The organism is Prauserella muralis (genome assembly GCF_003202285.1).
Lineage (GTDB): Bacteria > Actinomycetota > Actinomycetes > Mycobacteriales > Pseudonocardiaceae > Prauserella_B > Prauserella_B muralis.
The window spans coordinates 987,032-1,012,854 of the sequence record NZ_MASW01000001.1; the positions used below are offsets into that span (position 1 = coordinate 987,032).

Genomic DNA, 25,823 nt, shown 5'->3' on the forward strand with positions numbered 1-25,823 from the left:
ACTCGTGCAGGCCAACTCAGCCGCGCGTCTATCGATGGGTCCGCCGCGACGGGAGTGATAGCACGCGCAACCTCGCGACTGTCACACCTGTCACTCTGTCACTCTTCACTGTTTGACCTGCGGAAACGTGAGTGACAGAGGAGTGACACCTGTGGCTGGCTGTCACTTCCCACTCTCTTTCTATGTCACTCCAGTCACGGGCAAGAGGCTGGAACACTGGGGGTTGCGCTCGCGCTCGCGCCCCGAGTGTTCCAGCCGTCCTTTCTGGACACTTTCGGGTGGGAGACAAAGTGGGAGACAACAGGGGCGGTTCTGCTGGGGACACTGGCGGACATTGATGGACCCGAAACGCCAGGTCAGAGGCCATACGCCAAGGTCAACAACCGCCCGATTTGCCCTGATAACGAAGAGGTCGGAGGTTCAAGTCCTCCTGGGCCCACACACTTCAGAGGCCGGTTGACGAATGAGTCAGCCGGCCTTCGTGCACTGTGTGAGCGGCCACGCCGCTCGGCCGGCGGGACTGTGCGAGGGTGCGTGATATGCCGAGTGTGGAGCTTGTGCGCGGTCAGCGTTGGCACCTGGGGCTTGCGGTCGCGAACACGGTCGTGGCTCTGCTGTGGGTGGCGGCGTGCCTGCTTGAGCCCGGGTTGTTCACTGTGCTGCTCGCCGTCGTGTGGTGCGCGTTGGCTGTTGTCTGGTGGGTGACTTTCGCGGTGCGCCGGCAACGGCGGCGTCGGTCCGTCGATGCGCCTGGCGGGGCTCGTTCGGATTAGGCGATTCGGTGCGGGCGGCGGAGAGGTTTCGCGCCTCGGGTGTCCCTGCCCGCGCCGGCTTCCCGCCGTGGGTCAGCGGAGGTGCGCGAGCACGTTGACCACCGTGCCGCCGGGGTCCCTCACGAAGAACCGGCGCACGCCCCACGGTTCGTCGGTGAGCGGATACACCACCTCCAGCCCGCGACGGACGACCTCGGCGTGGAGCGCGTCCACATTCGCCGGTTCACCGACGTCGATGCCGAGATTCGGTGCGACCCGGTCCATTCCCTTGGGCAGGACCAGAACCTGGGCCGTGGGATTCGCCGGCGAACGCAGGGCCAGAACCGGATCTTCCATGGCGACGTCCAGCCCGAACAGGCCGGCGTAGAACTCACGCGAGGCCGCCAGGTCGTCGCCGACGGCGTAGGAGAGGATTCTGTCGATCACGGTCCCAGCATCACAGCTGCCGCGTCGGCTGGCTTGGAGAAATCGGAACAGCCTTTCGCTGTCCGGCGAACGTCGTGGCGTCAGCCCTGGCCCTCGGCGGGGGCCGTCGCGGGGCACGTGGGCCCGTCGCGCCACAGTGAGTCGGCGGAGCCGGCCGCCAGGTGCTCGGCGTAGAGGGCGACCTTGCCCTGGATGACGTCCAGGGCCGACTGCAGGTCGGCCACCTGCTGCGCCACCTTGGCCTCGTGCCGCTTGAGGATCTCGAACCGCTCTGCCTCGGTGCCCGGGCCCTCGCGCACCAGCTCCGCGTAGCGCCGGATGTCGGGCAACGCCATGCCGGAGGACCGCAGCTTCGCGCAGACCCGCAGCCAGCCGACCTCCTGCTGCGTGAACATCCTTCGGCCGGCGGCGTTGCGCCGCACCGGTTCCACGAACAGGCCCTCCTGCTCGTAGAAGCGCAGCGTGTGTGCCGAGAGTCCGGTCAGCTCGCTGACCTCTCCGATGCTCAGCGTGGCGTCCTGCGCGGTCGTCATGTCGACCAGTCTACGAGTTTGACTTCGAGTCGGCTCTAACTCATAGCGTCGATCGGTGACAGCGATGGAAGGAAAGACAATGACCAAGACATGGTTCGTCACCGGCTCGTCGTCGGGTTTCGGCCGCCTGCTGACCGAGCGGCTCCTGGAGCGGGGCGATCGCGTGGCCGCGACCCTGCGCAGGCCGGAGGTACTTGACGAGCTGCGCGAGGCCCACGGCGACCGGCTGTGGGTGAGGCTGCTCGACGTTACCGACGCCGAGCAGGCGAGGACGGTGATGGCGGAGGCCTTCACCGACCTCGGCACGATCGACGTGGTCGTCAACAACGCCGGGTTCGCGGTGTTCGCCGCCGTCGAGGAGGCCCGTGACGAGCAGATCCGGCAGGTCATCGACACGAACCTGGTGGGGTCGATCTCGGTGATCCGGGCCGCGCTGCCCCACCTCAGGGCGCAGGGGCACGGGCACCTCCTGCAGGTCTCGACGGCGGGTGGGCAGACGACGTACCCGAACTTCAGCTACTACCACGCGTCGAAGTGGGGCATCGAGGGGTTCTGCGAGACCGTGGCGCAGGAGATCGAGCCGTTCGGCATCGGCCTGACCATCGTCGAACCCGGCGCGGCACCCACCGGGTTCGGCTCCGCCCTCGCGACCGCGCCGATCATGCCCGAGTACGACGCGGGGCCTGCGGGCGACACGCGCCGGGCCATCGCGGACGGCACGTTCGCTCTCGTCAATGACCCGGAGAAGGTCGTCCGGGCGATGGTCGACCTGGTGGACGGCGGCAAGCGCCCGCTGCGCCTGCCGCTCGGCCCCGACACCTATCGTGACGTGCGGGCGTCGCTTGTCGCCCGCCTTGCCGAGCACGATGCCCATCGCGACACCGCCCTCGCCGTGGCGCGCGAGGATCTCGCGGTGTCCGAGGGAGCGGCCTGAGCTGGCAGGCTGGTGTCCCATGGAGCTGAACGGGGCGCCAGCAGGCACCGAGCACCTCGCGGCGCTCGCGCTGACCAACTACGGGCATTTCACGTCGATGCTGGTCGAAGCCGGGCGGGTCCGGGGTCTTTCGCTGCACCTGCGCCGCCTGGCCGCGGACTGCCGCAAGCTTTTCGGGGCCGGACTGGACAGCGGCCGCGTGCGGCAGTACGTGCGCCGCGCGGTCGAGGACGCGACCGAGCCGGTCGTCGTGCGGGTCACCGTCTACGACCCGTGCCTCGATCTCGGGGCCATCGGTTCCGACGCCGATCCGCACGTTCTCGTGACCGTGAGGCCTGCTCCGCGAGGCACGCCCACGCCGCTGCGGCTGCGGGCCGTGCAGTACCGCCGCGATCTCCCGGAGGTGAAGCACGTGGGGCTGTTCGGCGCGCTCGCCCAGCGCCGGACAGCCCGGCGTGCGGGATACGACGACGTGCTGTTCGTGAACCCGGACGGCACGATCTCCGAACTCAGCACGTCCAACATCGGCTTCGTGCGCGGTGGCCGGGTCTTTTGGCCACGTTCGGACCACCTGCCCGGCGTCACGAGCGCGCTGCTGGACGATGCCCTCGACCGGCCGGGCACGACGGAACCGCTGACGGAGGCCGACCTGTCGTCGATGGACGCGGCCTTCGCGACGAACGCCGTGAGCGGCGTCCGCGCCATTGCCTCGGTCGGGGACACGACCTGGCCGGCACAACACCAGGCTCTGCGGCGACTCCAGGAGCGATACCTTGGCGTTCCCGCCGAGGAGCTGTAGCCGCGTCAGCCGGCGTGTGTGGCCTGCTCGACGGCGCGGGCGCAGAGCGAGCGCGTCTCGGCGACCAGCGTGGCCAGGTCGTCCGGCCCGGCGGCGGCGACGAGTTCGTCCACCGGGCGCAGCCCGGCCCGGGTGAGCAGCGTCTTCTCGTTGGTGACCCACTCGCCACGCGCGGCCAGTACCGCGTGGGCAGCCTGTGACGCCGCCTGCGCGACAAGCCCCGCGCATTGCGCCAGGCGGCGGTGGGGTGCGTGGTTGGTCTCCGCATAGCTGAGGGTGAGCCCGGCGTTGGTCCACCACACTTGCGGCGCCTGCTCGCGCAGCGCGGCGGGAAACTCCGGCCGTGGCAACTCGCCGCGGAGCATCTGGTTGAGGGCGAGCTCCGCGACCACCAGGTAACTGGGGATACCCGCGAGGTGGAACATCAGCGGCTCGATGCGGAACCGTCCGCGACGGGCATCGGCCAGTTCGTGCTCGACGACGTCGAGATCGCGGTAGTGCACATCCACCCGCCGGTCGTCGATGCGCAGCCACGCGCCACCGTTGAAGACGCCGCCACCCCACTCACCGATGCCGGAAACCTCGCCCTGCCAGCCAACGTCGCGCAGATGCTGCGGGTCGAACGGGCCGCGGTAGTAGATGGCCAGGTCCCAGTCGCTGTCGGGGCGGTGGTGTCCCTGGGCGCGGGAACCGCCGAGTGTGACGGCGCGGACGCGGGGGAGCGCGGCGAGCCGGCCGGCGACGTGATCGAGAAACGCGCTGTCCTCCATGCCGCCGATCATGACAGGGCGACGGGTCGGCGTTGCGCTGCGGAACCGGCCGGCTGTTGGCACGGTAGGTGCGATGTCGAGTCAGAACTCCGAGTCCTCGCCCGCCGCGAGCGCGGGGCGGTGTTGCTGCACATCGGCCACGAGGAACTCGTGGTCCGCAAGCGCTACGAGGTGCTGAGCATTGCCAACGACCTGCTCGTCGCGGTGTGGTTCGCCGTCGGGAGCGTCCTGTTCTTCTTCGAGTCGACGACCGTGATCGGCACCTGGCTGTTCCTGCTCGGGAGCGTCCAGCTGCTGATCCGCCCGGCGATCCGGCTCCACCGGCGGGTGTACCTGCGCCGGTTCAACCCCCACGGACCAGCGGAAACGGCGAGGGACTTCTGACCACTGTTCCACGTGGAACCGTCCCCCGGCCGCTTGGTCCCGGCGCCGCGCGGTGCAGTAGCATCGCCTCAGCAGGGTCAGCCGGTTGTCGAGGAGGCATTCACCGTGAAGAAGCTGTTGGCACTCGCGGCCGTCGCGGGTGGCGTATTCTTCGTGATCAAGCGAAACCGGGATGCCAAGGCCGAGGCGGACCTGTGGCGTGAGGCCACCGCACCGACCGAGCGTCCGCTGGGTGCCGTGTCCTCGAACGGCAGCACGCCCACGAAGGCGAACTCGGATTCCGCGAGCAGGAACTGACTCACTTCCCGCGGACGGCGACGCCCGCGGCCAGGGGCTGTAGCTCAATTGGTAGAGCGCCGCTTTTGCAAGGCGGAGGTCAGGGGTTCGATTCCCCTCAGCTCCACCGATTTAGTCATTGTGCGAACCACTCCGTTCGGGGCCGTTTCCGCTGGTAGGGCGGGTGCGGCCCCGTCGTTGTTGCGGGGTTGAGGGATGCGGAAGAGCGGGATGAGCCGGTCGGGGCCGGTGATGGTGACCTTGGCGACCAGGGCTTCGACGAGTGCCTTGATCTGGTTGTGGGTGCCGTTGGTGATGATCTCGGCGATCTGATCAGCCACCGCCGCCAGGGTAGCGGGCTCGGGCATGACGGGTTCGTCGTCCAGCGCGAGAGTCAGTTCGTCGCGGCGAACGCGGAGTTGCTTGCTCTTGGCTCGCAGCTCGGTGAGCCGGTCGGCGACCAGTTCCTCGTCCATCGTGCCGCGCTCGAACGCGGTCAGGTACCGGTCGATAGCCACCCCGGTCTTGGTCATCTCGTTCTCGATCGTGGCGAGTTCGGCGTGCCGGTCGGCGTGCGCCGCTCGATGTTGCTTCTGTTCGTGGGCGATGGCGTCGGCGATGAGGTCGTGCCGGGTGCGGTAGAAGCCTGCCAGCGCGTCCAGAACTGCTGCGTCCACGGCGTCGGCGTTGAGACGGCGGAAGTCGCACTTGCTGGCGTCGTAGCGGGCGAGGTTCCAGCAGGTGTAGTAGCGGTAGGTGCGGTTCCGCCCGGTGGCGCGTGTGCCGATCATGGCCTTGCCGCACTGGGGGCAGCGCAGGCGGCCGGTGAGAACGTAGTCGGAGCCGGACGCGGCCCGGTGGGCGTGGGACTCGCCGCGGGCGTCGAGGATGGCTTGGGCCTGCTCCCAGGCGGTGAGGTCGATGATGGGTGCGTGGGTGTCGGTCACGGTGGTCTCCCGGAACGTCAGTTCGCCGAGGTAGACGCGGTTGTTCAGGGCGCGGATGACTTGGTAGCCGGACCACTTGCCGCCGGAGCTGGTGCGGTGGCCCCGGTCGTTGAGGACTTTGGCGATGGCGCGGGAGCCGAGCCGGTCTTTGGTGTAGAGGTCGAAGATCAACCTGACGATCACCGCCTCGTGTTCGTCGACGATCAGTGTGTGGGTGGTCTTGTCGACCTGGTAGCCGAACGGGCGTTTGCCGCCCTTCCACTTTCCCTTGGCGTGCTTGCGTTCCATCCCGGCGATGACCCGGTCGATGATGGTGTCGCGCTCGAACTGGGCGAACATGCCGAGCATCTGCACCAGCATCCGGCCCATCGGGGTGGAGGTGTCGAACGGCTCGGTGGCGCTGCGGAACACGACCCCGGCGGAGTCGAGTTCGTCGAGCAGCATCACCATGTCCCGCAGGTTGCGGGAGAACCGGTCCACTCGGTAGACGAGCAGCACGTCGATCAGCCCGGCGCGGGCGGCGGCGAGCGCGCGTTGCAGCCCGTCGCGTTCGGTGGTGGCGCCGGAGGCGTCGTCGGGGAACCGCGCGACGAGCCGCCAGCCGGGCTGCGACCCGATGTAGGCGTCCAGGCGGGTGTCCTGGGCTTCGATCGAGTAGGGCTGGTGCTCGTCGTCGGTGGAGCGCCGCACGTAGATTCCCACCCGCACGTCGTCGCCGAGTGTGGTCATCGCGGCTTTCTTGGTGCGCTGCGCGGTCGTCGATCGCGCCATTATTCCGACCCCCTTGCTCGGTATTTCCGCGTGCCCTGTAGTAGCGGTTTCTCCGGCTACTACAGGGCGACTACGCGGCTACTAGATCACTACTAACGTCGACTTAAAACCGCAGCTCACAGACGGTGCGTCGTGCTTCCATTATCGCTCATCGAGCGCGGTAAGGGAAGCGGGACAGCGTCGTTCTACGCGGCTTTTTCGTTGCCCTTCTTGGGATTCTCCTGGTTTCGCCACCGGCCGATGAGCGTGGCGAGGGTGGTGACGGCGAGGTCGTATTGCTGGGCGGTCATCGGTTCGGTGTCGATCCGCTCCACGCGCCAGGTGTCCTGTGTGGCTGATCGTGTGGTGCGGAACGGGAGCACGGTGGCGTCATCGCCACCGTTGTCGGCGTCGTGTTCGGTGTGGTCGGGTGTGTGCTGGGGCATGGGTGCACCTCGGGTGCCCGCGAGCCCGCACGGGGCGGGAGGTCGCGAGCGGCTGTTCGGGCGGTCACTGGGCAACCGTCGATCAGCAGGACCCGCCGGCCCTCTGGTCACCAGCACCCCGGAAGCCTCCACACGGGAGGGTTCGTGGTGGGGGTGATGGCCGCGCCGCTACGCGCGATTCAAGAACCGGCTGGGTCTGAACTGCTCCAACCATTGTGCCGCTTCGACTCCCCGACTGCCGTAGCACCCGTCGGGGCCAGCGATCACCGGTCGACTGAACCCTTCCCACTGTCCATCCGAGACACTCGGCGAGACCGCCGCCGGGACCGCGAGACCTGGTGCGAGACTGGGTGTCTCGCCGGTCTCGTCGTGGTCTCGGTGTCTCGGCTCGTCTCCGTGTCCCGGTGCGGTCTCGCCAGGTACGGGACGACGAGTGGACAGCTCGACGTACAACGGGTTCAGATTTCCCTGCTGCGTAAGAGACGGGCCGAGGTCAAGCGGACCGGCACGGCCGTCGTCGCTGTCCTTCGCACGGGATCACGTCATCATCGTCACCTCCTCCGGGCAGGCGAAAGCGTGCAGAACCCCTTGCGGGGAGACGGATTCAGGCGGCCCAGCGCGTCCGCCGGGACCGCAGCGCGTCCGGCCGCGCCGGGGCTACCGGCGCGCGGTACACGTGGTCATCGTCCGCGTCGTCGTAGAGCGTCACGTCGTCGAGGTCGTCATCGTCGTCCGCATAGCCCGCGAGGTCGGCTGGTTCGGGCTGGGGTGCGTCGATGCGGCGCGACATCTCCGGGTCCATACGGTCGAACGCGGCCTCGTTGAGCGGCTGGTCGGTGTTCGAGGCGCTGTGTTCGACGGAGGGGCCACGTTGGGGCAGCTCAGCCAAGCCGTACCGGCGCGGCGCGTTGTCACCGCTCTGCGGCGTCCACAGGCCCCAGACCGGCCCCGCCGGGCCGTCGGCGTGGCCGAAGGTGTTGCCGTCGCGGGCCGCGGTGGCGATCACAAACCCAGGATCTCCACCGCCGAGGGCGCGGCGTAGCGCCGCCCGCAGGGCGATCTCCCGCCGGGCCGAGTGCACTGAGAACAGCAGGACGCCGAAGGCGTCGGTCGGGAAGGCGGCGTAGTCGTCGAGCTTGCCGGTGACCTTCGCCAGGGATTCGGTGCCGGTGTCGTGTTCGAGGAAGAACCGCACCGTCCGGCCCGCATCTTCCCAGCAGCCGTAGCCGTCCGGGCGCAGCCGGGTTTCCCGGCCGCCGCCCTGGTATTTCCAGAAGAACTCGGTGCAGCGGCGTTCGGACCACCACTGCGTCAGGCCGCTCACCTCGCCGTCGCGGCCCGTCTCACGTAGCCGGGCGGGGTTGCGGTGGGCGGCCAGGGCGCAGAAGAAGTCGTTCACGCCGAGTTGGTGATCCAGCTTCGGCCACAGCGCGAGCCGTTCCAGGCTCTCGGTGTACGCCTTCGGCGACGGTGGTTTCTCCGCGCGCTGCGCCGCGATCAGCCGCGCGCCGAGGTAGCCCAGCGCGTAACGCGTCTGGCTCGTCCCGCCGCGCACGTAGGACTCGCGGAACGCGAACACCACCCCCAGCTCCCGCAGGTGCCGCAGCCGATCCTGAGCGCGCCGCACCGACAGGAACTCGATCGCGGCGATCTGGTTGGTGGTCAGCACCTTGTGCTCGGCCAGCAGGGCCAGCAGTCGCCGGTCCCTGTCGACCAGCCGGAACCACAGCGCTGCGTCAGGCTCCCCGGCCCGCCGGCCGCCGCGCCCCGCGCGCCCCCGATGTGCGGATGGGTGAGGATCACTCCTCAGTCGGCCTTCCACGCTCTCCCGCCGATACCACCGCTGACCAGCGGACTTAGTACCAGCGGCCTCGGCGTTTTGGTCGGCGGATTCAGAACGCCGAGCCCCCGCCGACCCAGACGCGGAACGAGACGCCAACCCATCCGCACCCACCACACCACGACCACCAGCACGGTAAGTACCGTCCACCATGATCACCGCCACCTTCCGGCCGGAGCAGCCGAGAGATCCCCGGCACCCCTGAACTCCGGATTTCGGCCCCAAAATCCTGGCCCGTAACCAAAACGTGACCGGAAACTGGTGGATTGTGACCGTGAAGTGATCTCGCCGTGACCGGCGCGTTGTGATCGGTGATCTCGCCGCCTTCGGCGAGTGGTGACCATGATCGACCGTCCCTTCCATCGTGCCATGAACCCCTGCACTACTGAAGGCCGATTTTTCGGCCGGTTTTGGACACCAACCCACCCGACTGAGACCAGGCTGTTACCCACAGCACCACCCGTCGCCGCACGAGCCGCAGCGGGCATCGGCCGCCGTGCGCAGCCATCGCGCTCCTGGTCGCAACGGTCGGATCTACAGATGTCGGGCGAGGCGCTTGACTGGTCCGTAGGGCTCTTGATCTGCGGAAACATCGAACCATGCGGAGTCAGTCAGCGGGCCAGTCATGATAGGTGGCCCGCTCACTGGCCGGTCAGTGGCCTGCTGAGTGGCCCACCGACTGCCCAGTGATTGCGGTCTCAGGCGAGCAGGACCTTGCGATTGCTCCAGGCAAGGTGCAACGCCGCCGCCGCACCGGGAGAGAGGCGCTTGGACTCGCTGAGCCACGTCAGGGTGTTCTCCTCGAACGGAAAGGCCCGCGCGGGCATCGAGCCCTCCGAGTTGGTCTCGACGGCGTTGGCGAACAGCGCGTCGTAGGTGTCCGGGGCGATGACCGCGACGGTGAGAATGTCGCCGGCAAGTGTGAGCGCGTCGAGAGTGACGCCGAGGCAGAACAGGCGGATGAGACCGTCGCGCAGTGCCTCGTCCATCGTGGTGAACGGTTCCAGCTTGTCGTATCGGATCGGCTTACCGGAGCCGTCGTACTCGTCATGGCCCAGCAGTTCTTCGGCGTACTCGCGCTGGATGTTGCGCCAGATCGAGAAGTCGGCGGCGATAGCGGCGGGGATGACGGAGGAGGGCTGGAAGATACCCGCGGGCAGCAGGTGTGCCATACCGCCGCCGCCTGAGACGCTGGCGGAGTCACGCTCGTGAAGGACGACGCTGGGGCTGTCGCCGCCCCTGATGGTCAGGGTGCCGATCGCTCCCATGAGCGGTCGGCGGCCGAGGTCGAACGGGTCTGCGATCAGCTTGCGGAATGTCAGCCGCCGCATGGAGGCGCGCGGCATGACGGATTCCCGGGCGCTGTCGATGGCGAGGTGGTGAGCGGCGAATTCGTGGGCGAGCGCCTCATTGGTGTCGACCGCGTCGAAGAAACACATCTGTCCGAAGTGCATGCTCGGCTGCGCCCAGTCGAGTTCGAGTAGGCGGAAGCACAGCCGATTTTCGAACAGGCGGGGCGCGGCGAGGTCGCGGATGGCGTCGTGGTAGCTGCGGTAACGAGCGTCGACGGTGGTCAGCGGGCGAACCGGGGCGCTCTCGGGTTCTTGTCCGGTAATCGCGGGCTCGGCGACCACGGAGTCCAGCGTCAGTGTGATCTCGTCCAGCGGGACGGGCTCGGCAGGAATCCAGTTGGGCGCGCTGATGACGCCTGTGTTCTTCAGTCCTGGCACGCGATGATCGCGGTACAGCGACTCGGCGAGCACCGCGAGATCGCGGCGATGCCTGCCCAAGGCCGAACGGACCTGGCGCCACTCGTCCTGGTCGCGCTCGACATGCGGCTCGGCCGTTGCGGGCACGGAGGCGAACGTGAGCGGCGCGGAAAAGGGCTCGGTCTGCTCCTGCTCGGGTCGGACAGTGCGCGGCCTGCGGAAACCGAGTTCGTCGCCCGCGCAACCGAAGAACTCGGCGAGCAGCCGGCGATAGAAGGGCTGGGGCCACACGACTTCACCGCGCTCCCATCGACCGATGGTCTTGCGTGTGATTTGCGGGTGCTTGCCGTACCGGGTGGCGAGGCTCGTCAGCTCGTCAGCCAGGTCCTGCTGGGACAGCCCGCCCCGCTCGCGCAGGGCGATCAGCACGGTGTTCGGTACGCGAGGCTCATCGGGTGACACAGGACCAACGGTAGGGCGTGCCACACCCGCAGATCAGGAATGTCCCCCCAATGTCCCCGATCTGGCCCAAGTGTGGGCACTCGCTGTGGTCGTGTTCGTCCCTGCTGGCTGGTGAACTCGTAGACGTAGTTACACTACGTCAGGCGGAGGCGACTACCAGTGAGTGATCGTATTGACGCCGCTCGGCGACCGACGAGCGCACCTCTGGTGCCGGGCATTCCGGGACTGGCCTGGGCCGAAACGCGTGCCGCCGCCGTCGACCTGGCGCAGCACGGCTGGCCCGTGTTGCCGGGAACCTACCAGCTTGCCAAGCACGGGGCCTGGCTGGGCAGGTCCGGCGCGGCCGGGCTGGAACCGGTCGCCGCGCTGTGGCAACTGGCCACGACGACCAACCCGGAAGTGGCGATGGAGTGGTGGACACGGCGGCCGTACTCGGTGCTGCTGGCGTGCGGAGCCGGGGTCGACGGGGTTGAGGTACCCGCCGTCCACGGTCAACGCGCGCTGGGGCAGCTCTCGCCGGCCCGGCGTGGTCCGGTCGCCGTCACGCCCTTCGGTTCGTGGTTGTTCTTCGTGCGCAGCGGCGATGAACCGCTGCGTCCTGAGCTGGCCGCGAACGCACATGCGCAGTTGCACGCGAGCGGGGCGTGGTTGCCCATCCCACCAACGGCCCGTGACGGCCTGCCGTATCGCTGGCGGGTGCCCCCGTCCACCGTCGGCTGGGCGCTACCCGCCTCGGCCGAGGTTCAACGAGTGCTGGTCGCTTCGCTCAGCCGTCAACCCAGCGGCGCACAGCCCGGCCTCGCCTGAGTAAGCCGCGCCTGCGCCGAGGATGCCCCGACCGCCCTCGGCGCAGGCGCACCCATGCCCAAATCGACCGAAGGGGAGGCGCCGATCATGGCTGACAGCGGTGAACAGGTCACACAACACGTGACACGAGTGCGGGAGATCCTGCCGCGATCTGCCTCGATCATCGAGGCGTTCCGCGACACCACGAGCAAAGATCATCCCGGCCAACTCGTCCTCGACACGGCGAACGAGCTGGCCGCCCAACACGAGCAGCAGTGGGAAGCCGAGGATGTCAGCCGCGCTTCCGGCGCGTCCGTCGACGCCATCGCCGAAAGCAAGCGGCTCATCGACGACCTCAACGCCAAACGCGTCACCCTGGTGGAACGGATCGACGAGTGGGTGTCGGCTCAAGTCCACAGCCGTGCGGACGCCTCCCTACACACCGAAACCCTCGGCTCGGTCGTCGACCGCCTGGCGATCGCGTGGGTCCGTGCGAACAGCCTGATCAACACCAACGACGCCCGGGATCGAGCCCGTTTGGCTCTGCGGCAGCTCGCCGAGCTGGCCGACGCCTACGACGACCTGATCCGCGACGTCGCCACCGGCCACCGACGGCTCCCGGCGTGGCGGCCCCTGAAGACCTACCGGAGCGCATCATGACCGCAGAGGCACACCAGGACCTGTCGGTGTCGCTCAACGGCGTCGACAACGTCGGGAAGACCACGCAACTCGCCTGGCTTCACCGTGGGATGCCCGATGCCCACCTCGTAGGCACTGTGGATTCCTGGGATTCCCGATGGCGCGAGGTTGCTGCGGGCAACTTCGCCCACTGGTGGTTCGTCGGCTCCACCACGGCCGAGCACGTTGGGCTGATGCTGGGCAGCCACGTCGCCCGCCGCGACGCGAGCGGGTCGCTGGCCCTGGAAGACCGCGGCTTGCCCATGCTCCGAGCGACCTGCGCCGCCACCGCAGCGCTCAAGGACGGACTGTCTCCGACAAAGGCACTCCGGCTGGTGGACCGCCTCGCCGCCGACCTGCTGGCCGCCGCACCTCGGTGCGAATTCCACGTGCTGTTACGCCGGTCCGGTGACCCCGCACGGGAAGCGGCCGAGGCGCTGCGGCGCGAGCCAAAGCCAGCCAACGAACGGTACGCCGCCTACCAGCGCACGCTCGCGGACGTCCTGGCCGTCCAGGTCGAGCGCGGGGACTACCACGCCGTGCTCGACGTCGGCGACGCCCCGATCCTGGAGGTCCAGCGAACGCTCCGGAGTCGCCTGGCTGACGCGGGTGTCAACGTGGAACCGCTGCCGAACGACGTGTTGGACCGGCTGTGGGTGCTGGGCGGCATGTCCGAGAGCGGCAAGAGCACAGTCGGCGAACTGTTGCGCGACGAGCACGGCGTGACCAGGTTGAAGATCGGCTACCTGGTGGAAGTCGCCGCCATGCGGGCTGGAGTCGCCGACCCGTACGAGCACTGGTCGGAGCGGGAGCAGGCGGAGCGGCTCACCGACGAAATCCTGCGATTTGCCGAGACGACCAAGGCACGCACGATCAGCCTGGAGAGCGCGCACCGCTTCGAGGCGACCGCGCACCTCAAACGGGTTTGGGGTGACCGCTGCCAGGTCGTCTACGTCGATGCGGATATGACCGTCCGGGCGAGCCGCGCGGCGGAGAGCGAGTCCCGGTTGCGTGGCCGCGACGCGACCAAGCGCGAACGCGGAGCGGACCGGATCGCCGAGATCGCCGATCACCTCATCGACAACTCCGGGCCGCTGAGCGCACTCAAGCTCGCCGTGAGCCGAATCGCGTCGACCGTGGACCTGCCCAGGGTGACGCTCCACGCGAGTGGGCCGGTGACTCAGAGCGGGTGGTTGGGCCAGGCAGTCGACCACGTGTGTGACGAGCAGGTCGCGCTCGTGCTCGCAACGGGCAGCACTGGGACGACGAGCTGGCGGGACGGTTGGAGCGATCTTGACCTGCTCGTGGTTCGTGACACCGCGCCCGCCACATGGTTGCGGGAGGTGGCGGGCACCCTTTCCTCGCCCGACGGCATCAAGGTCGGCCTCAGCGTCTTCACCACCGCCGACATCGACGCGCTGCGGGTGCCACCGCGCGTCGTGCAGTCGCTGCGCCGCGCCGCCCAAGGGGTCGGCGTGCTCTACCGGCGAGCGGGCCATCTGCTGCCGGTGCCGGCCGCCGCACACGGCGATCGCACCAGCCGGGGCGAGCTGGGACTCGTGCTGATGACCACCCGCCGCCTCCTCGCCGCCGATCAGCTGGACGTGCGCGCCGTGCACAAGCACCTGGTGCTGCTCGCCAAGATCGTGCTGCGCGCCGACGGATACGACCTCCACGACGCCGATGACGTGCTCGCCGCGTTCCGCGAGTTTCACCCCGCCGCTGAATGCGCACCGCCTGAGCTGTCCGACCTCATCCGCCGCCCCAGTGATCCGGTCCTGCGCGGGCAACTCGTCGACGCGACGGACCGATTGTTGACCTACCTCGACCGACTCGACCACATCGTGAGGATCAGCGAATGACCACAGTTCCCGAAGACCTCGCCTACCAGGCCCGGCGCATCCGCCGTCTCGGCGTGCCCCCGCAGACTCGGGATGTCCGGATCGTCCACGAGCTGGACGGCATCCTCGACCAGGTCCACCCCGCGACGTTGCTGCGGACCGGTAGCGCGCTGTGGGAGGCGTGGTCGCGCCACCCGGACTTCACGGCCCCTGATGTGCTGCTCGGACTGGACGCGGGCGGCATCCTGCCCACCGTCGCCGTCGCACTGGCCAGCGACCTGCCGTACCGCCTGGCCTGGAAGCTCGACCTCGACCTGCCCGACAAGCGGCGCTTCACCGAACCCCATGCCCGCCGCACCGAGGTCTTCACCTACGGCGACCTCGCGGGAAGCCGCGTGCTCATCGTCGATGACGAGATCACCACCGGGAACACGCTGGCCAACCTGATCACGGTGCTCCGCGAATCGGCCGTGGAGGTGACCGGCATCGCCTGCTTGATAGAGGACACCGCCGGCAACGCCCGTTCGCTGCTGGAATCGCTGGGAGTACCGCTGTGCACCCTCACGCAACTGTGAGCCCGTGGACGATCGAGCCGGTGACGCTGCAACGCGGCGGGCGGGTCATCGTCCCCCGTCAGCACGCACCCCTGGCTCGCGCGCTGCCCTTCCGGCGCGCGGCTGGGGAGCTCCCGTCCTACACCAGTGGCGCGGACATGATCGGCGAACGCGGCTGGTCGGTGGTCCTCGGTGACCGCGGCCTCGGTGATGTTCTGCTCGCGCTCGGACTCGTCCAGGCCCTCACCGACGGGACCGGGCGCGACGCCGAACTCCACTACGAGGGGCCTCGTCCACACCTGATGCAACGCTGCCGGCTGCCGTGGAGCACAAGCCACACCCAAGGCCCGCACACCGTTAGCACCAGGCACGGCAAGGGATTCACCTTCCACGCGATCCCCGAACGGCCCCAGGCGTGGCTGGACATCCTGGACGACGAACTCGTGGAGGTCCACGCCGCTCTGCCGATGCGGTACTACCTCGCCGCCGAACAAGCCCTTGGCGTCCGCCTCCCCGCCGACCGCGCGCCGCTTCCGACGTTCATGTCGACGGAGCGGGCACGACCGTTCCACGTCGTGTTCGTCTCGGCGACCAGTTGGCCAAGCCGGAAGGACTACGGTGCAAGCGGCTTCGCCCGCATCGCGGCTGTCCTCGCCCAGCGCTTCCCGGCGCCGTGGACGTTCACCTTGATCACCAGTAGCGATGCCGAGCCGATGGCCTTCGACGGCGTCAAGGTTCTGTCCGGGTTGGATGCGGTGGACTGCCTGGACGTGTTCGCGTCGGCCGAGGTCGTGATCGGCAACGACACGGGCCTGACCCATCTGGCCGCGCTCACCGAACGCCCAGACGGAACCGGCCCGCACGTCGTGGGGCTCTACGGTCGCCACGCCTACACCAAGTGGACCACCGGGAGGGCACGTCACCACGCCATCGCCACCACGTTCTCCCAGATGCTGGCCCTCGCCGACCGCTGCCCGGTGCGCGACCACCTGGACGACGCGCTGTGGTCACAGTCGGCGAGCTTTGCCGACCTTCCGGCGGAGATCATTGCCGAGTTCGCAAGCGACCTCGCCGGTTGGTGGTGACCGCTCATGCTGAGGATCGCCAACCACCGACGCTTCACGGCCAACCACACCTGGCACGTCGACTGGGCCGGACATGCGCTGTTCGTCAAGGCCAACCCGAACCACGACGAGGCCCGCGCCGAACGCGCAGGACACGCGCGCATCCGCGAGTTCTACCCCGTACCAGGGCTGCGTGGCGCGCGACGGGTCGCCCGCTGGACCGTGCTCGCCTACGACCGGTGGCCGCACCTCGGCCACGATCACGGCCTACTGCTCGACGAGATCACCCACGCCGACCTCACGGGCGACATGGTGCGCCTCGACACCTGCCTGACTGCCGTGTTCCGCCACTACCAGCACGTCATCGGCGGCACCCTTCGCCGCACGACCAACGGGGAGACGATCAGCAAGCTCTACGGCGACCGCGCCGCTCCCGATGGCCGCCTCGACCAGTACTACAGACCCAATGCACCGTGGCCGATCACCAATGGAAACCGGCGAGTCCGCCCACAGGATCTGGCAAACGTGCGACTGGTCGTCAACGGCCGTGAGCACGCCGTTGACTTCGCCGAACTAATGACGAGGCTGCGGGTCCACTTCGCCCGCCACAGCCCGGTCTGGGCCGCCATCACCCAGGGCGATCCCACCGACATCAACATCGGCTGGTCGCCCGCAGGTGGACCGGTGTGGTTCGACTACGACACCGGAGGACTCAACGCGCTACCCGGCGAGTTCGCCTGTTTCCTGCTCTACCAACGCCTCCACGGCGCATGGCTCACCCCGCACTACAACCGGACCGCGTTCGACGATCACCCCTCAGCGCTCACCCCGTCGAGCCTCGCCGAGCCCGTCGTCCAAGTCGAACACACCGGCTCATCGCTGGTGATCGACTATCGACACACGCCCAACCGAGCCCGTCGACATGTCCTGCGCCGCTACCTCGACGAGATCATCCGGCCCATCGCCCGCCATCTCGGCATCGACGACCTGATGGCGTGGATGCGCACGTACCTGGTGATGCGGCTGCTCGCCGTCTACCACCTCGCCGACCTCGAACCCCGCGACGCCGCGCTGTCGCTGGCCCTGCTCGCCCAGGCACTGGACCCGGACACCACCCTGCCGGACTTCCTCGCCCTCACACCATCAGATGCGGAGGTCAACTGACCGTGGCCCGTCCCGTCGCCATCGTCACCGGAGCCGGTTCCGGCATCGGCGCGGCCATCGCCGCACGCCTCGCCGACCGCTACGACCTCATCCTCACCCACCTCCACGACGACCCGGATCTGCACAACGTGCTGGCCACCGTTGAACAACGCGGGGCTGCCACAGCGGCGATCACGGGCGATCTCACCGACCCGATGACGATCGACACGCTCGCACACGAAGTCGAGGACGCCGCCGACCGGCTGGAAGTCCTCGTGTCCAACGCCGGCGCCTATCCGCGCATCCCCTGGACCAGCCTCGACCTGGACACCTTCCGCGAGCAGATCGAGGTCAATCTGATCACGCACGCGGCGTGTGCCCAGCTCGTTACCCCGTCCCTCACAACGCGCGGCCACGGCCGCATCATCACCGTGTCCTCGGTGCTCACCCAACTCGGCCGCGTCGACCTCGCCGCCTACATCGCGGCCAAGAGCGGCCTGGAAGGACTCGTGCGCGCCCTGGCCCGAGAACTCGGACCACACGGCGTCACCGTCAACTGCGTCCGCGCGGGCTCCATCGAAGTACCCGCCGAACACGCCGTCGTCCCCGACCACGACGCGATGATCACCCGGCAACTCGAACGCCAGTGCGTCAAACGCCGTGGACACCCCGACGACATCGCCGCCGCCGTCGACTTCCTCGCCTCCTCCGACGCGGGGTTCATCACCGGCCAGTGCCTCACCATCGACGGGGGCTGGTGCATGACATGACCCCCGCCGCGCTCTGGATGCGCCACGGCACCTGCGACGACGGACTCTGCCGCCCCGGCGCCCACGCCCGGCCCAGCAGCCCACTCACCATCGCAGGCACCGTCGAAGCCGAACTGACCGCCCGCGAGCTGCGCGACCATCGCTGGCAACCGGCACTCATCGCGTCCAGCCCAGTGCGCCGCGCTCGCCAGACCGCCGCCATCGTCGCCCGCGTATCGGACAGCCGACTTGCCGAACCGATCAGCGCGTTCGCCGAATGGCGCGCCCCGCACTGCGTGCTGGGCCTCGCCCCCAACCAGTACCCGCCCGACTACATCAACTGGCGGCAACAGCGCGCCGACAACCCGGACAGCGCCCTGCCCGGAGGCGAAAGCCTCCGGGCGTTTGCCGAACGCGCACTCGAAGCCGCGACCGTCGCCAGCGACCTCGCCACCCAGCACGGCCCCGTGCTGATCGTGTCGCACCGGCTGCTCATCGGCGCCCTCGCCGCCCTGCACCACGGCTACCGCCACCCCGCCGACATCTTCGGCTACGCCAGCGACTTCCGCCTTGCCCCCGCCCAGCTGTGGGCACCACCGAGGGAGACCACGTGATCAACGATCAAGCCGACCACCGGATCTTGCCGCACGAATCGGACCACGAGCGAGCCGTCCACCACCGCCTCGCCGAACTGCTGGCCGACACCCCCATCCCACACGTGGAACTGGTCGACAACCTGGCCCTGTACCTGCGCAGGCAGCCCCTGACCGACCTGCTGTCCCTGGACGCGCTCTACCGGATGATCCTCAACGTGCCCGGCGTGATCATGGAGTTCGGCGTGCACCGCGGACGTCACCTCGCCGCCCTCACCGCGTTGCGCGGCGTGTACGAGCCGTACAACCCGCACCGCCGGATCATCGGCTTCGACACCTTCACCGGCTTCCCCGACGTGACCGACATCGACACGACCAGCCCCAGCGCCGTCGCCGGCCGGTTCGCGCTCGCCGACGGCTACCCCCACCACCTGCGTGACGTGCTCGACGCACACGAGCAGGGCGAACACCTCGGCCACATCCGACGAACCCTGATCGTCCAGGGCGACGTGCGCGAAACCCTCCCGCGCTACCTGACGGACAACCCGCACACCGTCATCGCACTGGTCTACTTCGACCTCGACCTCTACGAGCCCACCCGCGACACCATCGACGCCGTCCGGCCGTACCTCACCAAAGGCAGCGTGCTCGCCTTCGACGAACTCGCCCACGCCAAGTGGCCAGGAGAAACCGCGGCCCTGCGCGACACCCTCGGCACCGACCACGGCGCCCTGAGCACGCTGCCCGGCCGCGCCACCCCGACCTACCTACGGTGGGGTTTGTAGTCGCAGCTCAGGCGGCTGCGCCCGCCTCGACCAGCAGAGCCTCCCGGTTGGCCAGGATGAACTCCTTCAACGCGGTCGGCTTCAAATCGATCGACGCGAGATCGTCTCCCCGAAGGTCAACCCGGTCCAGGTCATACCCGCCACGCGACGGGTCGCTGAACTCGGGGCCACTCCGGGCCGACTCGTCCAGGCCGGCCAGCCGCGCCACAAAGAAGTGCTGCACTGCGACCCCACCGTCCGACGGCGAGCTGAACAGAAACACCTGCGAGGCATCCGTGGCCTTCGCACCCAGCTCCTCCGCCAGCTCCCGGTACAGAGCCTCCTCCACCGAGGCGTCGGTGTCCTCGACACCGCCACCGGGCGCGGTCCAGTACGGCGCCTGCCCCGGCTTGGTCCGTTTGATCAACACCAACCGGCCGAGATCGTCGATCAAGATCGCCCGTGCTGCACGCCGTCCCACTGCCACCGTCATCTTGGACCGTTCTGTCACGTTGGTGAGCCTACGGCTGGCAGCGCGGCCCGGTTACTCAGGGCCGCGCTGTTGCCACTGCCTGCCACAGCGCGCGTCTCAGTCTGACGACGCGTTTGCTCGGGTTCCGTTGCCGTTCGAGACGTAGCGAGGTGCCATTGCCTCCATCTGCTCGATCACGAGCCTGATGGCTTCGGGCTGCTTGTCCGGCGGGTACTTGTACTTCACGAGCAGCCGCTTGATCGACGATCGGAGCTTGGCCCGTACATCGTCTCGCACCGTCCAGTCGGTCTTGACGTCGCGTCGCATGACCGCCACCAACTCACGTGCGATCTGGGCAAGCACGTCGTCGCCCTGGAGTTCAACGGCGGACTCGTTGGTGCTGACCGCGTCGTAGAACGCCAACTCGTCGTGGGACAGGGGCGGATCGAAGCGCTGGCCGCGGTTGCCCTCTGCGGCGACTTCCTTGGCCAGTTCGATGAGCTCAGCGATTACCTCTGCCGAGGTGAGCTGCTGGTTGGTGTACTTGCGCATCAGCTCGGCGATTCGCTCGGAGAACGCCCTCTGGCGCACGAGGTTGTGCCGCGTGACTTGATCCGACTCCTCAATCAGCAGCGCGCGCAACGCCTCGATGGCGAGGTGCGGGTTCGACGCCGATTGGGCCTTGAGCTGGAACTCCGGACCCAGGTCGGACAGCGACGGCTTCGGCAAGCCAGCGGCGTCGTAGATGTCGATGATCTCACCGGACGCGGTTGAGGTGGCCACCAGTGCGGAGAGCATCTGCTGGATCTCCTCCGGCACGGGCTTACCCTCGGCCTGCCGCTGTTGGGCGTCGAACTTGCCCATCCACACGCGGACTTCTTCGTAGAACTTCGCCGTGACGCGGAGGTGTTCGAGGGTCTGGTTGCCCGAACACAGCGCCCACGCACGGGCCAGTTGGTTGGCCAGCTTCCGGAAGCGGTCGCCGAGCGTTTCCTCGCCTTCCGGCACCTGGTTACCGGGGGTGGTGGGTGAGCGCAGGTAGTTGGTGAGCCCGTAGGCGGCCTTGACCCAGCTCTTCGGGCCTCCGTCCAGCTTCGCCCTCCAGGGGTAGCCGGCGCACAGTTCGTCGAGGGAGGCGATGAGCGTGGTGGTGAGGTCGACGGCCTCGTCGACGTGCTTGCCGACCGGCTTCTTGGCTCTGTCGGTGTCGGTGTACTCGGCGAGCGCCCTGCTCAAGTTGTCCGCCAGCGGCGCGTAGGCGACGAGCAGGCCGTCCGGCTTGCCGCGGAAGGTGCGGTTCACCCGCGCCAGGGTCTGCATCAGCAACGCGCCCTTGAGAGGGCGGTCGAGGTACAGTGTGTGCAGGGGTGGCGCGTCGAAACCGGTGAGCATCATGTCCTTGACCAGGACGATCTGAAGCTCGTCGTCGGCGTCACGGAGCCGCTTCTGGATGACCTTGTTCTGCCCGTCACGGCGGACGTGCTTGGCCACCGGCATGACGTCCTGAGCCGAGCCGGAGTAGACGACCTTAATCATGCCCTTGTCAACGGCGTCGTGGTGCCATTCCGGCTTGAGCTTGATGATCTCGTCGTAGAGGTGAGCGCAGATCTCGCGGGTCGCTCCGACGATGAACGCCTTGCCGGGGGAACCGATGAACTTGCGCATCTGTTCCGAGCGGGTCTCCCAGTGCTGGACTATGTCGGCGGCCAATGCCTCCAGCCGTGCGGGAGCCCCGTACACGGCGTTGATCACAGCGACAGACTTCTCGATCTTGGCGCGTTCCACCTCATCAAGCCCGAGGGTGGCCTCGTCCGCAGCCCGGTCGAGGTCTTCTTCGCTGACGTCCTTGATCAACCCGACCTTGATCAGGCGTGGCTCGAAGTAGACCGGGACCGTGGCGCCGTCATCGACCGCGCGGGTGAGGTCGTAGATGTCGATGTAATCGCCGAACACCTCTCGGGTGTTGCGGTCGTCGAAGGAGATCGGTGTCCCGGTGAACGCGATCAACGCGGCGTTGGGCAGGGCGTCCTTGAGGTGGCGGGCGTAGCCATCTAGGTCGTCGTAGTGGCTGCGGTGGGCCTCGTCGGCGATGACGATGACGTTGCGGCGGTCCGACAGCAACGGATGATCCAGCCCGGCGTCCTTCTCAGCCTTGCTGAGACCGAACTTCTGGAGCGTGGTGAAGTAGATGCCGCCCGTTGCGCGGCTGGTCAGTTCCTCACGCAGTTCCGCGCGGGTCGTCACCTTGATCGGGGACTCGCTCAGCAGACGGGACCGGTTGAACGCTTCGTACAGCTGTCCATCAAGTTCCTTGCGGTCGGTCACGACGATGATGGTCGGGTTCTTGAGCTTCGGCTGCGCGGCCACCAAGTGGGCGTACAGCTCCATCTCCATCGACTTGCCCGACCCCTGGGTGTGCCACACGACCCCGGCCTTGCCGTTACTCTCCACCGCAGCCACGGTCGAACCCACCGCTTTGGTGACCGCGAAGTACTGGTGAGGCTTGGCGATCCGCTTCGCGTAACCCTCGGCCCCGCCGTCGAACGCGGTGAAGTTCCGCTGCAACTGGAGGAACCGCTCCGGGTTGAACACCCCTTCAATAAGGAACTCCAACTCGGTGCCGAGGTGCACGTCATCGAGCGGTTCACCGAGCTTCACCGGCTTGCCGTCGTCATCGACGTTCCAGGGCGAGTAGTGGTTCAGCGGCGTGAAGGGCGTGCCATACCGGGCGGTGATGCCGTCGCTGATCACGGTCACCACCGCGAACCGGAACGCCATCGGAAACTCACGCAGGTAGGTCGCCAACTGGGCATGCGCGGCGTCGAGGTCGGCCTTGGCCGCACCTGCCTGCTTCAGCTCGAAGATCGCGACCGGCATGCCGTTGAGGTAGAGCACGACATCGAAGCGGCGCTCGACCTCCGCCGTGCGAACGGTGACTTGGTTGACCGCGAGCAGCTCGTTGTCGCCGACCTGGTGGCTGACTAGCCGGATGGTCGGATTCTGTTCGACGCCGTCGGCGTCGATGTAGCTGATCCCGCGGTAGCCCTGGGTGCAGATCTGGTGCAGCCGGTAGTTCTCGGTGATCGCGTCCTGCGAGGTCGGTTGAATGATCTCAGCAAGTGCCTGCTCCAGGTACTCCGCCGGCACATGCGGGTTCAACTCTCGCATCTTGGCCAGCACCCGCCCTGGAAGCACGATGTCGTCCCACGACGCCCGACCGTTTTCAACGCCTGGCGCGACGGCGATCCCCGGAAGCGACTGCCACTCCTGCTCGGCGAGCGTCTCAAGCGCGACGCCCTCCCAATCCGCCTCACTAAACCCCGGCTGCCCCACCATCACACAACCCCCTCCACAGCCTTCTCGGCTTCGCGCACACAAATCTTTCCGGACATCAGCAGGGGCAGCAGCTCATCGCGCGCAGCAGCCAGCCTGTCTGATTCCTGCTGAAGGCCCAAGCTCAGCTCGTCGAGTGCGGAAAGCTCGGCCCCAACAGCACCTTGCTGCGCCTTGTCTGGTACGTCGATTTCAAGTCCAGCAAGCAAATCGCGTCGAAGTTCCGTCTGGCCGGTGCTACCTTCGGCCAGCCCTTCGACTTCCTTCTCAATCTGAAGCAGGCCAAATCCTGCGCAGACTGGATCAACCAAGTCTGAATCAAAGCGAACTATGGTGATATGCGAGTCAACGGTTGCACGGATGTCCTGTGCCCATCGTGCGATTCGCCCTAGCGTGCCCGCGCCAGTAGAGTTGACCAGCACATCGTCTCGCCGAAGCAGCTTTTCAGTGCGAACGGAAGATTCCTGTGTCATCCGCGAAGGGGTGAGATTGATTCGTTGATCACGCACGCACTTCTGGTTTAGGACAACTACTCCGTCGGATTCAACATACTTCGGCGTGATGCCTCGCGCAACCAGTTTGACAATGCTGCGAATCGTTGCCTTGCCGCCCAATCTAGTGGCACGGGCAAATATGGATCGAGCCAGTTCTTGGGAGATACTGCTGACCTTCTCATTAGCGGCGATCTTGTTGTCGAGTGCCTCCAGAGCCTCTGCAATAGCACGCTGCTCGGAAAGCGAGGGAACCAGAAGTGGAACGGCAGATAGGATCGAAGTGTTTAGATTGAGCATGGTTGCACCGACTGCATGTCGCTTGATCCATTTGCGCGACTCCGGAAGGCCTAGCGCGTATGAAACAAATCGAGAGTCATAGCGGCTTTGATCCCCAATGCGCACTCGCAGGCAACCAGTCCCGCACAGCCATCCTTCATTTTCGGTCCGGACCAACGCTCGTCGTTCGACATCGCCTCGACGCGAATACACGATGTCGCCCGCGCGCAGCGTGTATCGCGACAGTCGTGCGATGTCGCTGGCCGAAACCCGGGCGATCCCGGTTGGGTCTATACGGTTGTCACCGATGTTCTGCGGCATAACGCTCGGTGTGCCATCCTGGACGTAGTCGCTCGCGTGCAATTGCGACCCGAACGGCCCAGTTTGGATTCCGCCACCACTTGACTCGCATATGACACCGAGAGTAATCCTCTCCCAATTATGCATCGAGTTGCCCCAATTGCTTGCGAACGACCTTTTCCAGGCGTGCCGACTCATCGAAGGCGGTCAGCAGTTCTTTAGTGAGACGAGAGATCTTGTCATCGATGGGCTCGCCGTCATCGTCGATTTCGGCGGCGCCGACGTAGCGACCTGGAGTGAGGGCGTAATCAGCGGCCTTGATGTCGGGTAGACCGACTGACTTGCAAAAGCCAGGAATGTCTTCGTAAACCAAATTTTTCTGTGCGGCAGAGCGGGTTCCGCGCCAGGCGTGGTAAGTGTCGGCGATCTTGGCGATGTCCTCGTTCGCTAGGGCGCGTTCGGCGCGGTCCACCATGTACCCGAGTTCGCGGGCATCGATGAACAGCACTTGCCTAGAGCGGTCCACCGCTCCGTACTGCCCTGCGCGCTTGTCCTTGGCGAAGAACCAGACGCAGACCGGGATACCTGTGCTGCGGAACAGTTGTGTCGGCAGCGCGACCATGCAGGAGACGAGGTCGGCTTCGACGATCTGGGCGCGGATGGCGCCCTCGCCGTTGGAGTTCGACGACATCGACCCGTTGGCCATGACTACGCCGGCGCTCCCCCCAGGAGCGAGCTTGTAGAGGATGTGCTGAATCCAGGCGTAGTTGGCGTTGTTGGCGGGTGGTACGCCGAACTTCCAGCGGGGGTCTTCGGTGTTGCGCGACCAGTGTTTGATGTTGAACGGCGGGTTGGCCATCACGTAGTCCATCTGGACGTCCGCGTGCTGGTCGCGGGCGAAGGTGTCGCCCCACCGCGCCCCGAGGCCCTTGTTATCGATGCCGTGGATGGCGAGGTTCATCTTCGCCATCCGCCACGTCTCCTCCAAGCTCTCCTGGCCGTAGATGGCGATGTCCTTGGGGTCGCCGTTGTGTTCGTAGATGAACTTCTCGGTCTGCACGAACATGCCGCCCGAGCCACAGCACGGGTCGTACACACGGCCGCGCGAGGGCTCCAACACCTCGACGATCACTCGCACAACGCTGGGCGGGGTAAAGAACTCGCCGCCCCGCTTGCCTTCCGATCGCGCGAAGTTGCCGAGGAAGTACTCATAGACTTCGCCCATGAGGTCGCGGGCGCGGTGCTCGCCCTGGCGGCTGAACTTGGTGCTGTTGAACAGGTCGATCAACTCGCCGAGGCGTCGCTGGTCGATGTTGTCCTTGTTGTAGAGGCGCGGCAGCGTGCCCTGCAACGACGGGTTGGCCTTCATGACGAGATCCATCGCCTCGTCGATGAGCTGGCCGATGTTCTTGGCGGGCTCGGAGCCTTCGGCGGGCTTGCCCTTTGCGTACTGGGCGAGGTAGGACCACCGGCCGGTGGGCGGTACGACGAAGACCCCGTACCCCTGGTACTCCTCGGGGTCGTCGATCAGGTCAGCGATCTGCTCTTCGTCGTAGTCCTGTGCCGTCAGGTCGGCACGGATGGCTTCGCGGCGTTCGTCATAGGCGTCGGAGACGTACTTGAGGAACACCAGGCCGAGGATGACGTCCTTGTACTGGTTCGCGGACAGCGAGCCGCGGAGCCGGTCGGCGGCCTTCCAGAGGGTGTCCTTCAGCTCCTTCATCGTC

At 67.2% G+C, this 25,823-nt stretch carries 23 protein-coding genes, 1 tRNA gene and 1 pseudogene; 14 read left to right on the plus strand and 11 right to left on the minus strand.

Translation table 11 applies throughout. From position 1 onward, the window contains the following. Positions 1-845 precede the first annotated feature (845 nt). Both BAY60_RS05655 and BAY60_RS05660 read right to left on the minus strand, forming a co-directional pair. Positions 846-1,199 (minus strand): VOC family protein, encoded by a 354-nt coding sequence (locus BAY60_RS05655; protein WP_112279727.1) that lies wholly within the window; start codon positions 1,197-1,199, stop codon positions 846-848. An 80-nt stretch (positions 1,200-1,279) separates the two neighbouring features. Then, a complete protein-coding gene (locus BAY60_RS05660; RefSeq protein WP_112279728.1) occupies positions 1,280-1,732 on the minus strand; it encodes a MerR family transcriptional regulator in 453 nt (150 codons plus the stop codon). A gap of 79 nt (positions 1,733-1,811) precedes the next feature. Between BAY60_RS05660 and BAY60_RS05665 the strand changes: the two genes are divergently transcribed. After that, complete coding sequence (locus BAY60_RS05665; RefSeq protein ID WP_112279729.1) at positions 1,812-2,666, plus strand: SDR family oxidoreductase; 855 nt, start codon at positions 1,812-1,814, stop codon at positions 2,664-2,666. A 19-nt stretch (positions 2,667-2,685) separates the two neighbouring features. Then, on the plus strand, positions 2,686-3,465 hold the full coding sequence (locus BAY60_RS05670) for an aminotransferase class IV family protein (RefSeq protein ID WP_112279730.1): 780 nt from the start codon (positions 2,686-2,688) through the stop codon (positions 3,463-3,465). A 5-nt stretch (positions 3,466-3,470) separates the two neighbouring features. Here the strand turns inward: BAY60_RS05670 and BAY60_RS05675 are convergent, their stop codons facing one another. Further along, positions 3,471-4,235 carry a nucleotidyltransferase domain-containing protein gene (locus tag BAY60_RS05675; RefSeq protein WP_112280736.1) on the minus strand — a complete coding sequence of 255 codons (765 nt, stop codon included), beginning with the start codon at positions 4,233-4,235 and terminating at the stop codon, positions 3,471-3,473. Between the two features lie 120 nt (positions 4,236-4,355). On the opposite strand from BAY60_RS05675, the gene BAY60_RS05680 reads away from it, so the two are divergent. The 3 genes from BAY60_RS05680 to BAY60_RS05690 all read left to right on the plus strand — a co-directional run bounded on the left by BAY60_RS05680 (position 4,356) and on the right by BAY60_RS05690 (position 5,022). Then, complete coding sequence (locus tag BAY60_RS05680) at positions 4,356-4,619, plus strand: YrhK family protein (protein ID WP_112279731.1); 264 nt, start codon at positions 4,356-4,358, stop codon at positions 4,617-4,619. A gap of 105 nt (positions 4,620-4,724) precedes the next feature. Continuing rightward, entirely contained in the window at positions 4,725-4,916 is a 192-nt protein-coding gene (locus BAY60_RS05685) for a DLW-39 family protein (RefSeq protein ID WP_112279732.1), read from the plus strand. Between the two features lie 33 nt (positions 4,917-4,949). After that, positions 4,950-5,022, plus strand: a tRNA-Ala gene (locus BAY60_RS05690). Positions 5,023-5,605: 583 nt separating this feature from the next. Here BAY60_RS05690 and BAY60_RS37780 read toward each other — a convergent pair. The 4 genes and pseudogenes from BAY60_RS37780 to BAY60_RS05710 all read right to left on the minus strand — a co-directional run. Then, positions 5,606-6,613: pseudogene (locus BAY60_RS37780) on the minus strand (recombinase family protein); the annotation flags it as partial. Between the two features lie 185 nt (positions 6,614-6,798). After that, positions 6,799-7,038 (minus strand): hypothetical protein, encoded by a 240-nt coding sequence (locus tag BAY60_RS05700; RefSeq protein WP_112279733.1) that lies wholly within the window; start codon positions 7,036-7,038, stop codon positions 6,799-6,801. Between the two features lie 604 nt (positions 7,039-7,642). Next, positions 7,643-8,860, minus strand: coding sequence for a replication-relaxation family protein (locus BAY60_RS05705; RefSeq protein WP_245992336.1), 1,218 nt, complete (start codon positions 8,858-8,860; stop codon positions 7,643-7,645). A gap of 716 nt (positions 8,861-9,576) precedes the next feature. Beyond that, positions 9,577-11,016 carry a helix-turn-helix transcriptional regulator gene (locus tag BAY60_RS05710; RefSeq protein ID WP_112279734.1) on the minus strand — a complete coding sequence of 480 codons (1,440 nt, stop codon included), beginning with the start codon at positions 11,014-11,016 and terminating at the stop codon, positions 9,577-9,579. A gap of 240 nt (positions 11,017-11,256) precedes the next feature. Here BAY60_RS05710 and BAY60_RS05715 point away from each other — a divergent pair, with 240 nt between their 5' ends. The 9 genes from BAY60_RS05715 (at position 11,257) to BAY60_RS05755 (ending at position 19,242) form a co-directional block, all read left to right on the plus strand. Then, entirely contained in the window at positions 11,257-11,856 is a 600-nt protein-coding gene (locus BAY60_RS05715) for a bifunctional DNA primase/polymerase (protein ID WP_245992337.1), read from the plus strand. A gap of 87 nt (positions 11,857-11,943) precedes the next feature. After that, a complete protein-coding gene (locus tag BAY60_RS05720; protein WP_112280739.1) occupies positions 11,944-12,495 on the plus strand; it encodes a DUF4254 domain-containing protein in 552 nt (183 codons plus the stop codon). Continuing rightward, positions 12,492-14,375 (plus strand): AAA family ATPase, encoded by a 1,884-nt coding sequence (locus BAY60_RS05725; protein ID WP_245992338.1) that lies wholly within the window; start codon positions 12,492-12,494, stop codon positions 14,373-14,375. The genes BAY60_RS05720 and BAY60_RS05725 overlap by 4 nt, the downstream gene beginning before the upstream one ends. Then, on the plus strand, positions 14,372-14,929 hold the full coding sequence (locus BAY60_RS05730; protein ID WP_112279735.1) for a phosphoribosyltransferase: 558 nt from the start codon (positions 14,372-14,374) through the stop codon (positions 14,927-14,929). Before BAY60_RS05725 ends, BAY60_RS05730 begins: the two co-directional genes overlap by 4 nt. A 20-nt stretch (positions 14,930-14,949) precedes the next feature. Then, positions 14,950-15,993: a glycosyltransferase family 9 protein gene (locus tag BAY60_RS05735; RefSeq protein WP_245992339.1), complete on the plus strand. Its 1,044-nt coding sequence runs from the start codon at positions 14,950-14,952 to the stop codon at positions 15,991-15,993. Positions 15,994-15,999: 6 nt separating this feature from the next. Next, positions 16,000-17,136 (plus strand): hypothetical protein, encoded by a 1,137-nt coding sequence (locus tag BAY60_RS05740; RefSeq protein ID WP_112279736.1) that lies wholly within the window; start codon positions 16,000-16,002, stop codon positions 17,134-17,136. A gap of 2 nt (positions 17,137-17,138) precedes the next feature. Then, positions 17,139-17,885, plus strand: a complete 747-nt coding sequence (locus tag BAY60_RS05745) for an SDR family NAD(P)-dependent oxidoreductase (RefSeq protein ID WP_112279737.1) — start codon at positions 17,139-17,141, stop codon at positions 17,883-17,885. Further along, positions 17,882-18,478: a histidine phosphatase family protein gene (locus BAY60_RS05750; protein ID WP_112279738.1), complete on the plus strand. Its 597-nt coding sequence runs from the start codon at positions 17,882-17,884 to the stop codon at positions 18,476-18,478. The genes BAY60_RS05745 and BAY60_RS05750 overlap by 4 nt, the downstream gene beginning before the upstream one ends. Then, positions 18,475-19,242: a TylF/MycF/NovP-related O-methyltransferase gene (locus tag BAY60_RS05755; RefSeq protein ID WP_112280742.1), complete on the plus strand. Its 768-nt coding sequence runs from the start codon at positions 18,475-18,477 to the stop codon at positions 19,240-19,242. Before BAY60_RS05750 ends, BAY60_RS05755 begins: the two co-directional genes overlap by 4 nt. 7 nt (positions 19,243-19,249) lie before the next feature. Here BAY60_RS05755 and BAY60_RS05760 read toward each other — a convergent pair whose 3' ends face one another. From BAY60_RS05760 to BAY60_RS05775, 4 genes are all read right to left on the minus strand, one after another. Continuing rightward, the gene (locus BAY60_RS05760) at positions 19,250-19,714 is read right to left on the minus strand and encodes an NUDIX domain-containing protein (RefSeq protein ID WP_112279739.1); all 465 of its coding nucleotides are present in this window, start codon (positions 19,712-19,714) and stop codon (positions 19,250-19,252) included. Positions 19,715-19,810: 96 nt separating this feature from the next. Then, complete coding sequence (locus BAY60_RS05765) at positions 19,811-23,029, minus strand: type I restriction endonuclease subunit R (RefSeq protein WP_112279740.1); 3,219 nt, start codon at positions 23,027-23,029, stop codon at positions 19,811-19,813. After that, positions 23,029-24,294 carry a restriction endonuclease subunit S gene (locus tag BAY60_RS05770; RefSeq protein WP_342769750.1) on the minus strand — a complete coding sequence of 422 codons (1,266 nt, stop codon included), beginning with the start codon at positions 24,292-24,294 and terminating at the stop codon, positions 23,029-23,031. The genes BAY60_RS05765 and BAY60_RS05770 overlap by 1 nt, the downstream gene beginning before the upstream one ends. Next, complete coding sequence (locus BAY60_RS05775; protein ID WP_245992341.1) at positions 24,236-25,819, minus strand: class I SAM-dependent DNA methyltransferase; 1,584 nt, start codon at positions 25,817-25,819, stop codon at positions 24,236-24,238. Before BAY60_RS05775 ends, BAY60_RS05770 begins: the two co-directional genes overlap by 59 nt. Positions 25,820-25,823: the final 4 nt, after the last annotated feature.

What these genes read in the sequence shown, in the direction of transcription:
- BAY60_RS05720 (WP_112280739.1), top strand. Translation starts at nt 11,944, where the DNA reads ATGGCTGACAGCGGTGAACAGGTCACACAACACGTGACACGAGTGCGG.
- BAY60_RS05700 (WP_112279733.1), bottom strand. Translation starts at nt 7,038, where the DNA reads ATGCCCCAGCACACACCCGACCACACCGAACACGACGCCGACAACGGT.
- BAY60_RS05665 (WP_112279729.1), top strand. Translation starts at nt 1,812, where the DNA reads ATGACCAAGACATGGTTCGTCACCGGCTCGTCGTCGGGTTTCGGCCGC.
- BAY60_RS05725 (WP_245992338.1), top strand. Translation starts at nt 12,492, where the DNA reads ATGACCGCAGAGGCACACCAGGACCTGTCGGTGTCGCTCAACGGCGTC.
- BAY60_RS05765 (WP_112279740.1), bottom strand. Translation starts at nt 23,029, where the DNA reads ATGGTGGGGCAGCCGGGGTTTAGTGAGGCGGATTGGGAGGGCGTCGCG.
- BAY60_RS05730 (WP_112279735.1), top strand. Translation starts at nt 14,372, where the DNA reads ATGACCACAGTTCCCGAAGACCTCGCCTACCAGGCCCGGCGCATCCGC.
- BAY60_RS05770 (WP_342769750.1), bottom strand. Translation starts at nt 24,294, where the DNA reads ATGAGTCGGCACGCCTGGAAAAGGTCGTTCGCAAGCAATTGGGGCAAC.
- BAY60_RS05750 (WP_112279738.1), top strand. Translation starts at nt 17,882, where the DNA reads ATGACCCCCGCCGCGCTCTGGATGCGCCACGGCACCTGCGACGACGGA.
- BAY60_RS05760 (WP_112279739.1), bottom strand. Translation starts at nt 19,714, where the DNA reads ATGACGGTGGCAGTGGGACGGCGTGCAGCACGGGCGATCTTGATCGAC.
- BAY60_RS05670 (WP_112279730.1), top strand. Translation starts at nt 2,686, where the DNA reads ATGGAGCTGAACGGGGCGCCAGCAGGCACCGAGCACCTCGCGGCGCTC.
- BAY60_RS05660 (WP_112279728.1), bottom strand. Translation starts at nt 1,732, where the DNA reads ATGACGACCGCGCAGGACGCCACGCTGAGCATCGGAGAGGTCAGCGAG.
- BAY60_RS05740 (WP_112279736.1), top strand. Translation starts at nt 16,000, where the DNA reads ATGCTGAGGATCGCCAACCACCGACGCTTCACGGCCAACCACACCTGG.
- BAY60_RS05675 (WP_112280736.1), bottom strand. Translation starts at nt 4,235, where the DNA reads ATGGAGGACAGCGCGTTTCTCGATCACGTCGCCGGCCGGCTCGCCGCG.
- BAY60_RS05775 (WP_245992341.1), bottom strand. Translation starts at nt 25,819, where the DNA reads ATGAAGGAGCTGAAGGACACCCTCTGGAAGGCCGCCGACCGGCTCCGC.